Origin of the sequence: Mesorhizobium tianshanense, from assembly GCF_007830515.1 — a bacterium.
GTDB lineage: Bacteria > Pseudomonadota > Alphaproteobacteria > Rhizobiales > Rhizobiaceae > Mesorhizobium > Mesorhizobium tianshanense.
This window is the reverse complement of the sequence record NZ_VLKT01000006.1, coordinates 70717-83860: the sequence shown is the minus strand read 5'-3', so window position 1 is coordinate 83860 and position 13144 is coordinate 70717. Positions and strand designations below refer to the sequence as shown.

The following is a 13144-nucleotide window of genomic DNA, read 5'->3' as shown; positions in this document are numbered from 1 at the left end:
CAAAGATCTGCACCGCAGCAGTCGCAAGTCATGCCTTAAGCGCTTCGATCGACCGCATCATGCTCTGCCTGGCCTGCGGTTCGAACTGCTGCCGGAATTCCTCTGTGTGGAAGATTTGCGGGCGGGCGAGGAAGCTTTTCAGAACGGCACTGCGGCCGGCGCGCCACATCGGCTCCTCCACCCAGCCATATTCACGGCGGACCGCCTGTTCATAGGCATCGAAGGCATCCGGCGCCGCACCCAGGATCGCCAGGTCCATGTCGAGGAACAGGGCTGCGTCGCGGAGGGCATTCTCGTCGTCAAAGTGCGGCAATTCATGCGTGGCGGTGGCGATGATCATCGCCGTGATGCGACCGAGGCGCTGCGCATCGGCGCGGCCGGCGAGCTTTTTCTTGGCAAGGGCGGCACTCCTGGCCTCATTGTCCTTGGCCCGGCTGTCATAGACGGCGTCGTGGAACCAGATCGCCGCCACGACGGCTTCGGGGTCGTGCAACGAGGCCCGATAGTCGGCGGCCAGCGCCAGCATCGCCTCGATATGGGCGACGTTGTGATAGTGGCGGCCTTCGGCCCGGTAAAGCGCGGAAAGCTCGCGCTTCAGCGGCTCGTCGATCAAGGGTTCGTTTTCCATTGCCGCTTGAATTTCCGTGAACCAAATCCATTTGACAAAGCACTAAGGAAAATTGAGTTCAACCCTGCTATGATCTGGCTTATATGTGCGGCCGGAGAATAGGCAAGCCGGCAGGCCGGAGACCACCGATGAACAGCGTTACGATTGCCCGCCCCAGCATGGTGAAGCCGATCGACCCGATCTGGCGCTCGATCCGCGACGAAGCGATGGAGGCGGTCAATCGCGATCCGCTACTGGCGGCGTTCCTGTATTCGACCATCCTCAACCAGGAAAGCCTGGAGGAAGCGGTCATCCATCGCCTGGCCGAGCGGCTCGACCATCAGGACATCGGTTCCGATCTCATCCGCCAGACCTTCAAGGCGATGGCAGCCGACGACAAGGACTGGGCGGCAACCGTGCGTGTCGACATCCAGGCCTATTACGACCGCGATCCGGCCTGCGACCGCTTCATCATGCCGGTGCTCTATTTCAAGGGCTTTCATGCCATCCAGACGCACCGGCTGGCGCATTGGCTGTGGAACCAGGGCCGCCAGGATTTCGCGCTCTACCTGCAGAGCCGGTCGTCCTCGGTGTTCCAGACCGACATCAACCCGGCCGCCCGCATCGGCAAGGGCATCTTCCTCGACCACGCCACCGGCCTCGTCGTCGGCCAGACGGCAGTGATCGAGGACGACGTGTCGATCCTGCACGGCGTGACGCTGGGCGGCACCGGCAAGGCCGGCGGCGACCGCCATCCCAAGATCCGCTACGGCGTGCTGATCGGCGCCGGCGCCAAGATCCTCGGCAACATCGAAGTCGGCCATTGCTCGAAGATCGCGGCAGGCTCGGTGGTGCTGTCGCCGGTGCCGCACAACAAGACGGTTGCCGGCGTGCCGGCCCGCGTCGTCGGCGAAACCGGCTGCGACCAGCCTTCGCGGCAGATGGACCAGCTTCTGCCGTCGCAGACGATGGACCACGTCGTCAGCTTTGATATCTGACTTCAAGTCTGCGGGGACGGGCGACCGAACTCCGTTTGCCGGCTTTGGCGCCTGTCGGTTCTCGCATATCCGGCCGGCTTGCCTTTACATCGCCATTGTCGACGTGCCAGAAGCGCGCTCAAACGAGCAAGACCGACGATCGGAGAAGACTTTGAAGCCTGATGAAATCAGAAAGCTGGACGCCTATTTCAAGCGCGTCTTCCAGAATCCCAAGCTTGAGGTGAAGGCGCGGCCGCGCAAGGAAGATTCGGCCGAAGTCTATGTCGGCGACGAGTTCCTCGGCATCGTCTTCAAGGACGAGGACGACGGCGACTACAATTTCTCGATGGCGATCCTCGACATCGATCTGGCCTGAGCCGGGACTCTTGCGGCGGACCTGGCCTGCCTTGCTGCGGGCTGGTTGGCGACCAATCTCAGTGGCAAATCGCAAACCTCTAGGGTTGGCCGAATGCTCCTCTCCCTTCGTCATCCCCAGGGCGGAGCAAGGAGCGAAGCGACGCGGCGCAGACCCTGGGATCCATGCCGTTACGTGGCGGCAGTGCTCAGCGGACCAGAACCGAACGCCACCACCCCGTTCCGCGAAAAGCTCGAACCACTCTGGATCATGGTTGAAGGGTAGCTGGCGCCTTGCGCACACAAGCGCCGTTTTGATCCGCTGCAATCTTCGGCCGATACCACGGGATCCTAGGGTCTGCGCTCCGCTTCGCGTCGCCTCGCCTCGCCCTAGGATGACGAAAGCGCGGTGGGACCTTGGCTGATAGAAAAGATCATGGTCAAACAAGAAGATAGAGCCTCATCCTGATCGGATGAATCAAGCCCTAGCGCCCGGTCCTCAGCATGCGCGCAGCCTCGGCGGCGATGGCTGCGTCGAGCGCCTGCCAGTCCTCCAGAAACTCCCTGGGAAAGCGGTAGGTGAGGCTGAGCTTGTCGCCGACCTGGATGTCGCGTTCGCACGGCGCCAGCGATTGCGCGGCACTCGGGCCGCTCAGGCAGCGGGCCACGAACGGGTCCTTGCCGGGGCGATTGCCGACCGCCAGCACCTCGTTGAGATAGCCTGATTTTTCGGTGAAGCCGTAGAGCGTCGTGCCGCCCGGGCCGGGCGTGCCGGGCTGGATGATCAGGGCGCTGTAGATCGGCGCGAGGCGGCCGCTCATGTCCCGCGACATGATCTGCCGTTCGAACGACAGGAAGATGATGTCCTTGCTGGGTCCGGTGTGGTTGAAATCGTCGCGGGCGGCCTCGCTGTAACCGTCCATCTCGGGATAGCGCAGATAGAGGTCGAGGCGCGAGGCGATACCGTCGCGCCGGGCTTGATCGAAGCGGATCACATTGGCCGGCACGGCGATGACATTGTTGCCGATCACCACCTCGTGGATCGTCGTGTCGTCGGTGTATCCGGCCATGGCGATCGAGCGGCCGAACCATTTGCCGCCAAGGCTAATCGCTATCGAAAGCACAGCCAGCGCCGAAAACACGTAGAACACCCGCTTCATCAGCTTGGAATCGACGACACTGAGTTGCGGCCCGTGGACGGTGGCTGCCTTCTTCATCGCGATCCTCTATCGGCGACCTGTCCCAAGATTTCCCCTGGGCTTCCCCGCGGGTGTCCTTGAGCGGCACATGTGGCGTGGCGCGACCCTTGCATCACGCCCTATCGTACACGACTGTGCGATTTCATGGTAAATGGAAGGTGAAGATGGGTCCGCTCGAACACACACTCTTCTCTTTTATGTTTGGGCTGACGGCGTGCGGCCTGGCCGGATCGGCGATGGAGTTGATATCGGGCCGCCGACTTGCTTTTGTCGAGCCCTATGTGTCGCCGGCGCACATCCTGCGCTCGTTGGTCGCCACGGCATGCGCCGGGCCCTTGATGTTCGCCAACGAAGCCCTGGATGCTTGGCGGCAAGGCCGCATTTCCGCACCGGCGCTGATCTCTTGCGGTTGCACCGCGACGATCTGGGCATTGGCGTTGGGCGTCGTGCTGCTCGACATTGCGTCCGAGGCAGGCATTCTCCTAGGGTCGGCCGATTTTTCAGCGTGAGACGATTCGGAGGCGAAAAATGCCGCTCTATGCGATCGACGGAAAAGCCCCCGGCTTCGAGGACGCGGACAGCAACTGGATCGCGCCCGACGCCAGCTTGATCGGCGATATCAGGGTCGGCCGTAACGCGGGCTTCTGGTTCGGTGTCGTCATTCGCGGCGACAACGAGCCGATCGTCATCGGCGCCGACACCAACGTGCAGGAGCACACGGTCATGCACACCGATGTCGGTTTTCCCCTGACCATCGGGCAAGGCTGCACGATCGGCCATCGCGCCTTGCTGCATGGCTGCACGATCGGCGACAACAGCCTGATCGGCATGGGCGCCATCGTGCTGAACGGCGCGAAGATCGGCAAGAATTCGCTGGTCGGCGCCGGCGCCCTTGTCACCGAAGGCAAGGAATTCCCCGACAATTCGCTGATCATCGGCTCGCCCGCTCGTTTGATGCGACAGCTGGACGATGCCACGGTCGCAGGGCTGCGCGCTTCGGCCGCGCACTACGTCGCCAACGGCAAACGCTTCAAGGCCGGGTTGCCGAAGGTGTAAGGTTGCGACCGAAATCGGCCATCGCTCGCGCCCGTCACCGCTGAATGCCGCCTCGCCTGTTCATCGCCTCACGCAGGAGCGAGGCGCCGGCTTCGAAGCCAGCATCCTCGGCACCCTCGAGTGGTGTCGCATAATCGTCGATGCGGGTTTCGAGCGACGGGTCTGCACCGGCGGCAAGCAGCAGGCGGATCGCCTCGGCGTCGCGCATGGCCACGGCGTAGTGAAGCGGCGTCCAGTCGTTGACGCCGCGCATGTCGGCATCGGCGCCGTGATCGAGCAGGATGCGGATGATCTCGTGCCTGTCCGCCCGCTCGGTGGACAGTGCCGCGATGATCGAAGGAAAGCCGGCATGATCCGCGTAGTTCGGGTTCGAGCCGGCATCGAGCAGCGCCGAGACGAAGGCGATTGGACTCCAGTAGATCGAATATTCCAGCGGATGGCCAAGGCCGAGCTCAAACGGCATGCGTTCGTCGAACCAGCGCGGCGAACCGCCGAGAGCCACACCGAGGGCATCGAAATCGCCGGCCTTGAAGGCATCGTCGATGGCCTTGAACAGGCGATGGCGCTCGCATCGATTTTCCGGGATTTCCAACATCGCCGTGATCCAGAAGGCGAAACTGACGGCCTATAGTGCCTCGATCTCCCGCCCAAGGAAAGGCCGGTTGGGATATCGGATACGCCTGGCGGCTCGATTGGACCACCACCGTCGGACGCGTTCGGCTACAATGTAGCGACGCGCCCGCATCCTGGGGCCAAGACGACCGCAATGATCAGCGCGGCCCCCGCAGGGCAGAGGGCTTCAAGAGCCTCACGTCCGGTTGATCGAGACGCCGCCATCGGCAAACAGCGCCGTCCCGGTGGTGAAGCTCGATGCGTCCGACGCCAGATAGAGCGCCGAGCGGGCGATTTCTTGCGGTTGCGCCATGCGTTTCAGGGCATGGATACCCTCGACGAAAGCCCGGGCTTCCGGCGTAGTCGTCGTCGCGCCCGGCGTGTCGGTGCCGCCGGGCAGCAATGCGTTGACGCGCAGCCCTTGCGCTCCGTATTCGGCAGCCAGAACCTGCGTCAGCCCGATCAGCCCGGCCTTTGCAGCAGCGTAGGCAGCCATTCCAGGTATCCCGGCGGTTCGACCGACGAAGCTGGACGTGAAGATCAGCGAGCCGCCACCGCGCTCCAGCAGCGCCGGCACCTGGTATTTGGCGCCGATAAAGGCGCCGGTCAGGTTGGTGTCGATGGTCTCGTGCCACGTCTTCAACAACATATCGGGAACCGGTCCCATCTGGCCGACGGAGCCGGCGTTGTTGAAGGCGATATCCAGCCCGCCGAACCGGCCGACCGCCAGGTCGACAAGGGCTTTTGCATAGGCCTCGTCCCTGACGTCGCCGGCAAGGGCGATGGCCGTGCCAGCGGCGTCCTCGATTTCGGCGACGAGCGCCTCAAGCTCTGCCTGGCGACGGGCGGCGACGACCAGCTTGGCGCCCTGTTCGGTAAACAGCTTCGCGGTGGCACGGCCGATGCCGGAACTGGCGCCGGTGACGATGGCGACCTTGTTGGCGAGTGCGAACATTTTCTGCATCCTTTTCTTCGCGCCAGCTTCGCCGGCAATCGGATGCTTGGTCGCAGATCGAGGCGGTGCGGGCCACCCGATACCTGCGCAGACCTCGCGCCGGGGTTTGATCGTTCGTCACTTTCGATGCGGCTTTTTTGTCGCGGCGCAAAACGGCAAGCGCCGTCGCAAACAGCGCAAGGGTGACAGCGCGGTTTCGCTAGTGATACACCTCGCGCGCCGGGGGCTTGAGTGGATGCCCGGCCGCAATCCACGAGATTTTGGCGCGAGGCCTCAACGTGAAGAAATACTCGGCATTCGCCATCGCCCGGGAGGCCATGCGCGGTCACAAGGGCTGGGAGGAACAGTGGTCCTCGCCAGAGCCGAAGAAGGAGTACGACGTCATCATCGTCGGCGCCGGCGGCCATGGCCTGGCCACCGCCTACTATCTCGCCACGGTGCACGGCATCACCAATGTCGCGGTGCTGGAAAAGGGCTGGCTCGGCGGCGGCAACACCGGCCGCAACACCACCATCATCCGCTCCAACTATCTCTATGACGAGAGCGCCGGCATCTACGACCATGCGCTGAAACTGTGGGATGGGCTCAGCCAGGAGCTCAACTACAACGTCATGTATTCAGCGCGCGGCGTCATGATGCTCGCCCACAATGTGCACGACGTCCAGGTCTTGAAACGCCACGTTCATGCCAACCGTCTGAACGGCATCGACAATGAATGGCTGACGCCCGAGCAGGCGAACGAATTCTGCCCGCCGCTCAACATCTCCAAGGAGGCCCGCTACCCGGTGGTGGGTGCCGCCTTGCAGCGCCGCGGCGGCACGGCGCGTCACGATGCCGTTGCCTGGGGCTATGCGCGCGGCGCTTCGGCGCGCGGCGTCCACATTATCCAGAATTGCGAGGTCACCGGCGTCAAGCGGGCACCGAACGGGGCGGTTACCGGCGTCGAGACGACACGCGGTTTCATCGGCGCCAAAAAGGTCGGCGTCGTTGCCGCCGGCCATTCGTCCGTCATCATGAACATGGCCGGCGTGCGCATGCCGCTGGAGAGCTATCCGCTGCAGGCGCTGGTGTCGGAGCCGGTCAAGCCAGTGGTGCCCTGCGTGGTCATGTCGAACACCGTGCACGCCTACATCTCGCAGTCCGATAAGGGCGAATTGGTCATCGGCGCCGGCACCGACCAGTATGTCTCCTATTCGCAGACCGGCGGTCTGCACATCCTCCAGCACACGCTCGACGCCATCTGCGAGATGTTCCCCATATTCACGCGCATGAAGATGCTGCGTTCGTGGGGCGGCATCGTCGACGTGACGCCCGACCGCTCGCCGATCCTGGCCAAGACGCCGGTGCCCGGCCTCTACGTCAATTGCGGCTGGGGTACGGGCGGCTTCAAGGCGACGCCGGGCTCGGGCCATGTCTTTGCCCACACCATCGCAAAAGACGATCCGCACCCGATCAACGCGCCCTTCACCATCGAGCGCTTCCGCACCGGCCGCCTGATCGACGAGGCGGCGGCGGCGGCGGTGGCGCACTGATGATGGCCCAGATAGCTGTCGCCATGCCGCTGATGCTCGCAGGCGAGCAGGGCCTGTTCCATTTTCCGTCGCCGGACGAGGTGCGCATGCAGCCGATCAGCCGCGCCGAAAACGAGGCGGAATGGCCGTTTTCTGTCGACGGCGGCATTCTGGCCTGCGTCTGGAGCGGCGGCCAAAGGATCGTCTCCTTCTTTGAAGGCCGGCCATCCGATCTGGACGAGGACGAGCCATTCGAGCCGCGCGGCGTCATCGTCACGACGGATCCAATCCAGCTCACCATCGGCAACATGGCGAACCGCGCGCTTTTTCGCTCCGCGGCAAGCGTCGAGGAGCGCATCCGGCTCGTCGCGCCCTTCGCGATACTAGGCCAGAGGCTTTGCGATCAACCGGCCGGCGCCCGCGTCGGCCACGGCGAATTGTAGGAAAACCATGCTTCTCATCCGCTGCCCCTATTGCGAGGAAGAGCGTCCGGAACTCGAATTCCGCAACGCCGGCGAGGCGCATATCGCGCGTTCGGCCAACATGGCCGGCGAGAGCGACGACGATTTCGAAAAGTTCTTTTTCATCCGCTCGAATCCCAAAGGCATCATCTATGAGCGCTGGCGGCACATGCATGGCTGCGCGCGTTTCTTCAACGCCGTGCGCGACACCGTCACCGACAAGTTCATCATGACCTACAAGGCCGGCGAGCCGAAGCCCGCGAAGCTGCCGGGAGCCTCCAAATGATCGCAGCGTTCCGTATTCCCGGCGCCGGGCGCCTCAAGCAGGCAGAGACGGCCCGCTTCAGTTTCGACGGCCAGTCCTACAGCGGCGTCGAGGGCGACACGCTGGCCTCGGCGCTGCTCGCCAACGGCGTCCATCTGGTCGGCCGCTCGTTCAAATACCACCGGCCGCGCGGCTTCCTGTCGGCCGGCGCGGAAGAGCCCAATGCGCTGGTCGAGATCAAGCGCGACTCCGCCAGGAAGACACCAAACGTCCGCGCCACCGTGCAGGAACTCTATGACGGGCTGACGGCGCAGTCGCAGAACCGCTGGCCCTCGCTTTCCTTCGACGTCGGCGCCGTCAACGACATCGCATCGCCGCTGTTTTCGGCCGGTTTCTACTACAAGACCTTCATGTGGCCGAAGGCCGCCTGGAAGAAGTTCTACGAACCCAAGATCCGGGCAGCGGCCGGCCTTGGCGTCGCGCCGGATCAGCCCGATCCCGATCACTATTCGGCGCGCTTTGCGCATTGCGACGTGCTGGTGCTTGGCGGAGGTGCTGCGGGCATCGCCGCCGCCCTTGCCGCGGCCGAGACCGGTGTGCGCGTCATCCTTGCCGACGAGCAGGCTGATTTCGGCGGCAGCCTTCGTTTCGAGAGCGGCGCGCGGATCGAGGGGCAGGACGGCTTTGCCTGGGCGCAAGCGGCGGTCGCGAAGCTCAAGGGCATGGACAATGTCCGCGTTCTCTCCCGAACCACGGCCTTCGGCTATTACGCGCAGAATTTCGTTGGGTTGGTCGAGCGCGTCAGCGACCATCTGCAGAACCCCGGCCGCGAGCTGCCGCGCGAGCGGCTGTGGCAGGTCCGCGCCAAACGCGTGGTGCTGGCGACGGGCGCCATCGAGCGGCACATGGTGTTTGCCGACAACGACCGGCCGGGCATCATGCTGGCGTCGGCGGCGCGAACCTATCTCAATCATTACGGCGTCGCGGTCGGCAGGAATATCGGCGTCTACACGGCCAATGACTCTGCCTATGCGGCGGCGATCGACCTGAAGAAGGCCGGCGTCGGCGTGGCGGCCATCGTCGACCTGCGCGACAATCCGACCGGGCCGGTGATCGACGAGGCGAGGGCGCTCGGCATTGAGGTCAATTTCGGCCGCGCGGTGATCCGCGCCGGCGGCAAATTGCGCGTGTCGTCAATGACCGTGCAGCCGAAGAATGGCGGCGGCGAGCGCACGATTCCCGTCGACGCGATCCTGATGTCGGCCGGCTGGACGCCATCGGTGCATCTGTTCTCACAGTCGCGCGGCAAGGTCGCCTTCAACGACGAGACCAAGCGCTTCGTGCCCGGCACCTACGTGCAGGATTGCGTTTCCGTCGGCGCCTGCAACGGCACCGACGGGCTGTCGGCGACGATCGACGAAGCCTATGCGGCGGGCGCCAAGGCAGCGAAGGATGCCGGCGCCAGCACGGTCAAGGGAACCAAGCCGAAGGTCGACGCCAGCGAGAGCTGGTCGCGCGGCATGCTGGGTGCGGCGCCCGGCGCCGGGCCGGGTACGACGGTCAAGGCGTTTGTCGATTTCCAGAACGATGTCACCGCCAAGGACATCCGCCAGGCGGTGCATGAAGGCATGCACTCGATCGAACACGTCAAGCGCTTCACCACCAACGGCATGGCGACAGACCAGGGCAAGACCTCGAACATGCACGGCTTGGCCATTGCCGCCGAGACGCTCGGCAAGCCGATCCCGCAAGTCGGCCTGACGACGTTCCGGGCGCCCTACACGCCTGTGACCTTCGGCTCGATCGTCGGACATGCGCGGGGTCCGCTGTTTGACGCGACCCGCAAGACGGCGATCCATCCCTGGGCAGAGGCCCAAGGCGCGGTGTTCGAGGATGTCGGCCAGTGGAAGCGCGCCTGGTATTTTCCGAAGGCGGGCGAGGACATGCACGCCGCCGTGGATCGTGAGTGCGTCACCGTACGCAAGACGGCCGGCCTGTTCGACGCCTCGACCCTGGGCAAGATCGAGGTGGTCGGGCCGGATGCGGCGAAGTTCATGGAACTGCTCTACACCAATCCATGGGAGAAACTGGAGCCCGGCCGCTGCCGCTATGGCATCATGCTGCGCGAGGACGGTTTCATCTATGACGACGGCGTGGTGGGCAGGCTGGCGCCGGACCGCTTCCATGTGACGACGACGACGGGCGGCGCGCCGCGTGTCATGAACCATATGGAGGATTACCTCCAGACCGAGTTCCCGCATCTCAACGTCTGGCTGACCTCGATCACCGAGCAGTGGGCTGTCATCGCCGTGCAAGGGCCGAAGTCACGAGACATCATCGCGCCCCTGGTCGAAGGCATCGACATGTCGGACGAGGCGCTGCCGCATATGTCGGTGCGCGAGGGCAGGATCTGCGGCGTGCCGACAAGGCTGTTCCGCATGTCGTTCACCGGCGAACGCGGCTTCGAGGTCAATGTGCCGGCCGATTATGGCCAGGCCGTCTGGGAAGCGCTGTGGGCCGAGGGCCAGAAGCTCGGCGCCTGCGCCTACGGCACGGAGTCGATGCACGTGCTGCGCGCCGAAAAGGGCTACATCATCGTCGGCCAGGACACCGACGGCACGGTGACGCCGAACGATGCCGGTCTCGACTGGGCGGTCGGCAAGAAGAAGACCGATTTCGTCGGCATTCGCGGCATGGCGCGGCCGGACCTCGTCGCCAAGGGCCGCAAGCAGCTTGTCGGCCTGAAGACCAAGGATCCCAAGGTGGTGCTGGAAGAAGGCGCGCAGATCGTCGCCGATCCGAAGCAGGCGATCCCGATGACCATGATCGGCCACGTTACCTCCAGCTACTGGTCGCAAAATTGCGGTCGCTCGATCGCGCTGGCTCTGGTTGCCGGCGGTCGCGACCGGATGGGCGAGACGCTCTATGTGCCGATGCCTGACGGAACGATCGAGGTGGAGATCACCGGCATGGTGTTCTTCGACGAGAAGGGGGAGCGCCTCAATGGCTAAGGCTGCCGTGAAGAAAACCGCCGCCGCCGCGCCGTCGGCCGAACGCCGCGCCGCGCTCGCCGGCCAGGAGCTTTCCGCCGCTGGCGTGACGCTTGCTGTGTTGCCGCCGGCGGAGCGCATTTCGCTGCGCGCGCCGGACGCTTCGATCGCTGCGCTTTCGAGGGCGCTCGGCGTGACCCTGCCGCGAAAGCCGAAGACCTCGGCGTCGAAGGCCGGGCGCACGGCCTTGTGGCTTGGGCCGGACGAATGGCTGGTCATCGACGAAGCCGAAAAAGACCCGCTCGCCGACTGCGCCAAGGTGACAGTGCTGCATTCGGCGGTCGGCATCTCGCATCGCAACGTCGCCATATCGGTCACCGGCCCGGCGGCGGCGACGACGATCAATTCAGGCTGTCCGCAGGATTTGTCGCTTGGCGCCTTCCCCGTGGGAGCGGCCTCGCGCACCATTCTGGGCAAGGTCGAGATCGTGCTGTTGCGCACGGAGGCGCACACTTTCCGGGTCGAATGCTGGCGTTCCTTCTCCGACTATGTCTTTACTTTCCTGTCCGAGGCGGCAGGCGACGCGGCGGCTTAGGAACATTCGCTGCGCTCGACCGTTTGCCCGAGCAAGTCGAGGGAGAATATCGATGCCATCGAAATCCGCGCCGAAGTCACCGGTCCAGAAGACGTCGGCCGTGCGCTCTCTCGAGCACGAGCAACATCAAGAACCGAACATTGAAGAGGAGCTCGAGGAAGGGCTCGAAGATACGTTTCCCGCCAGCGATCCGGTGTCGATCACCGGGACTTCGATTTCCGGCGCTCCTGCAAAGCCCGGCAAGGCCAAGATTGTGGCCGGAATGAAGAAGCGCAAGAAGTAACTCCCACCAGCTCCAGCAGGCCGGGCTGAAATGGCCACGGAAACGGGCGGTCAGGATTTCCCGCCGCCCATCTGTTTTCGAACCTCAGAACGTGCTGGGCACGATCCACGGATCGATGTCAATGCCGAGCCGAGGGCCCTTGTTTTCAGTCGGGCCCTTGGCCGCGCCTGCCTTTTCCACCGATCCGGTCGCACCGCAATCGAGCTTGACGCTGGCGTCGGCGCAAGCCGTGGCCGGCGCCTGCTTGCCGGGCTGGTTCTGGCCAGCGTGGGCCGCGCCCGAGAATGCCAGCACGGCGGCGAGGGCGAGGACTGTCGTTTTCATGGTCTGTCTCCGGTTCGATTGCTGAATCTTTTTCCGTACATGTACGATACAGCGTACATATACGCCCAACCATCGCGGGGTTCAAGGCGGAAGTCGTACATGTACGAACAATTTTATTTGAATGTTGGGAATCGCACCGCGCCGGCACGCGCCGAGTTGCGCACGCGGCGCCGTTCACCCGTGCCGTGCCATATCTTTGGGTATCCGAAACCGAAGGAACCCTTCAGCAATTGGCCGGCGTTTCGCTCAGCGGCGGCACGTCCTGCGTGGCCAGCGCGGCAAGCGCGAAGTCGCACATCCGCGTCACGAAAGCCTGCTGGTCGCCGAACGGATAGAAGGGAAAGGTGATCAGCAGCGAGATCGTGCCGTGGCCAACCGCCCACAACATGGTGGCGATGGCGCGCGGGTCGCCCTTGAGCTTGCCGGCGGCAACACAGGCCTCGACCCTTTCGATCAGCACCTTCATCAACGGGTTGCCCTCCTGCATCTCGGCGAAGGTCTTGCCTTCCGGGGGCTTGACCTTTTCGGTCATGAACACCGTGCGATATTCGTTGGGATTGCCAAGGCCGAAGGCCGCGTATTCGGTCATGACCACCTTTAGCGCCTCGATCGGATCGCTGGCCGGGTGATCCTCGATACGCCTAGCCAAAGTCTGGAACGCATCCTCGGCCAGCGCGAACAATATGTCCTGCTTGTCGGCGAAATAGGAATAGACCGACATCGGCGCATAACCGACGCGCTTGGCCAGCTTGCGGATGGTGAGGCCCTCATAGCCTTCCTCCTGCACGAGCTTGTGCGCCGCATCAACAAGTTCGGAGCGCAGTTCGGCCTTTTGTTTCTCGCGGCGTGTCTGGACGCTGAGCGGCAATTTTCGCCTGCCTTGGTCGTTAGCGGTTGGTGGCTGGCTAATTTATATACGCTGTACGGAATTGGACAAGATGAGAGCCCCAACAGG

At 63.9% G+C, this 13144-nt stretch carries 16 protein-coding genes; 10 read left to right on the top strand and 6 right to left on the bottom strand.

From position 1 onward, the window contains the following. Positions 1 to 28: 28 nt before the first annotated feature. On the bottom strand, positions 29 to 628 hold the full coding sequence (locus IQ26_RS06360) for an HD domain-containing protein (protein WP_145714984.1): 600 nt from the start codon (positions 626 to 628) through the stop codon (positions 29 to 31). A gap of 128 nt (positions 629 to 756) precedes the next feature. Here IQ26_RS06360 and cysE point away from each other — a divergent pair, with 128 nt between their 5' ends. Together cysE and IQ26_RS06350 are read left to right on the top strand one after the other, a co-directional pair. Continuing rightward, positions 757 to 1605 carry a serine O-acetyltransferase gene (gene cysE, locus IQ26_RS06355; RefSeq protein WP_145714982.1) on the top strand — a complete coding sequence of 283 codons (849 nt, stop codon included), beginning with the start codon at positions 757 to 759 and terminating at the stop codon, positions 1603 to 1605. A 151-nt stretch (positions 1606 to 1756) separates the two neighbouring features. After that, entirely contained in the window at positions 1757 to 1960 is a 204-nt protein-coding gene (locus IQ26_RS06350) for a DUF3126 family protein (RefSeq protein WP_006200852.1), read from the top strand. A gap of 463 nt (positions 1961 to 2423) precedes the next feature. Here IQ26_RS06350 and IQ26_RS06345 read toward each other — a convergent pair whose 3' ends face one another. Further along, positions 2424 to 3155 (bottom strand): hypothetical protein, encoded by a 732-nt coding sequence (locus IQ26_RS06345; RefSeq protein WP_145714980.1) that lies wholly within the window; start codon positions 3153 to 3155, stop codon positions 2424 to 2426. 146 nt (positions 3156 to 3301) lie between these two features. Here IQ26_RS06345 and IQ26_RS06340 point away from each other — a divergent pair, with 146 nt between their 5' ends. Together IQ26_RS06340 and IQ26_RS06335 are read left to right on the top strand one after the other, a co-directional pair. Then, positions 3302 to 3646, top strand: a complete 345-nt coding sequence (locus IQ26_RS06340; RefSeq protein ID WP_145714978.1) for a DUF6949 family protein — start codon at positions 3302 to 3304, stop codon at positions 3644 to 3646. A 19-nt stretch (positions 3647 to 3665) separates the two neighbouring features. Continuing rightward, on the top strand, positions 3666 to 4193 hold the full coding sequence (locus IQ26_RS06335; protein WP_145714976.1) for a gamma carbonic anhydrase family protein: 528 nt from the start codon (positions 3666 to 3668) through the stop codon (positions 4191 to 4193). 34 nt (positions 4194 to 4227) lie between these two features. Here IQ26_RS06335 and IQ26_RS06330 read toward each other — a convergent pair whose 3' ends face one another. Continuing rightward, on the bottom strand, positions 4228 to 4788 hold the full coding sequence (locus tag IQ26_RS06330; RefSeq protein WP_145714974.1) for an ankyrin repeat domain-containing protein: 561 nt from the start codon (positions 4786 to 4788) through the stop codon (positions 4228 to 4230). A gap of 213 nt (positions 4789 to 5001) precedes the next feature. Next, positions 5002 to 5760: an SDR family oxidoreductase gene (locus tag IQ26_RS06325; RefSeq protein ID WP_145714972.1), complete on the bottom strand. Its 759-nt coding sequence runs from the start codon at positions 5758 to 5760 to the stop codon at positions 5002 to 5004. Between the two features lie 278 nt (positions 5761 to 6038). On the opposite strand from IQ26_RS06325, the gene IQ26_RS06320 reads away from it, so the two are divergent. The 6 genes from IQ26_RS06320 to IQ26_RS06295 are packed head-to-tail and all read left to right on the top strand — an operon-like array spanning position 6039 to position 11865. After that, complete coding sequence (locus tag IQ26_RS06320) at positions 6039 to 7292, top strand: sarcosine oxidase subunit beta (RefSeq protein ID WP_145714970.1); 1254 nt, start codon at positions 6039 to 6041, stop codon at positions 7290 to 7292. Further along, positions 7292 to 7714, top strand: coding sequence for a hypothetical protein (locus tag IQ26_RS06315; protein WP_145714968.1), 423 nt, complete (start codon positions 7292 to 7294; stop codon positions 7712 to 7714). Before IQ26_RS06320 ends, IQ26_RS06315 begins: the two co-directional genes overlap by 1 nt. A 7-nt stretch (positions 7715 to 7721) precedes the next feature. After that, a complete protein-coding gene (locus IQ26_RS06310) occupies positions 7722 to 8018 on the top strand; it encodes a sarcosine oxidase subunit delta (RefSeq protein ID WP_145714966.1) in 297 nt (98 codons plus the stop codon). Further along, entirely contained in the window at positions 8015 to 11008 is a 2994-nt protein-coding gene (locus IQ26_RS06305; protein WP_145714964.1) for a sarcosine oxidase subunit alpha, read from the top strand. The genes IQ26_RS06310 and IQ26_RS06305 overlap by 4 nt, the downstream gene beginning before the upstream one ends. Then, positions 11001 to 11582 carry a sarcosine oxidase subunit gamma gene (locus tag IQ26_RS06300; RefSeq protein WP_145714962.1) on the top strand — a complete coding sequence of 194 codons (582 nt, stop codon included), beginning with the start codon at positions 11001 to 11003 and terminating at the stop codon, positions 11580 to 11582. The genes IQ26_RS06305 and IQ26_RS06300 overlap by 8 nt, the downstream gene beginning before the upstream one ends. Before the next feature lie 52 nt (positions 11583 to 11634). After that, positions 11635 to 11865, top strand: a complete 231-nt coding sequence (locus tag IQ26_RS06295) for a hypothetical protein (RefSeq protein ID WP_145714960.1) — start codon at positions 11635 to 11637, stop codon at positions 11863 to 11865. A gap of 84 nt (positions 11866 to 11949) precedes the next feature. On the opposite strand, the gene IQ26_RS06290 is transcribed toward IQ26_RS06295, so the two are convergent. Both IQ26_RS06290 and IQ26_RS06285 read right to left on the bottom strand, forming a co-directional pair. Beyond that, the gene (locus IQ26_RS06290) at positions 11950 to 12189 is read right to left on the bottom strand and encodes a DUF680 domain-containing protein (RefSeq protein ID WP_145714958.1); all 240 of its coding nucleotides are present in this window, start codon (positions 12187 to 12189) and stop codon (positions 11950 to 11952) included. A 223-nt stretch (positions 12190 to 12412) separates the two neighbouring features. Then, positions 12413 to 13057 (bottom strand): TetR/AcrR family transcriptional regulator, encoded by a 645-nt coding sequence (locus tag IQ26_RS06285; RefSeq protein ID WP_145714956.1) that lies wholly within the window; start codon positions 13055 to 13057, stop codon positions 12413 to 12415. Positions 13058 to 13144 lie beyond the last annotated feature (87 nt).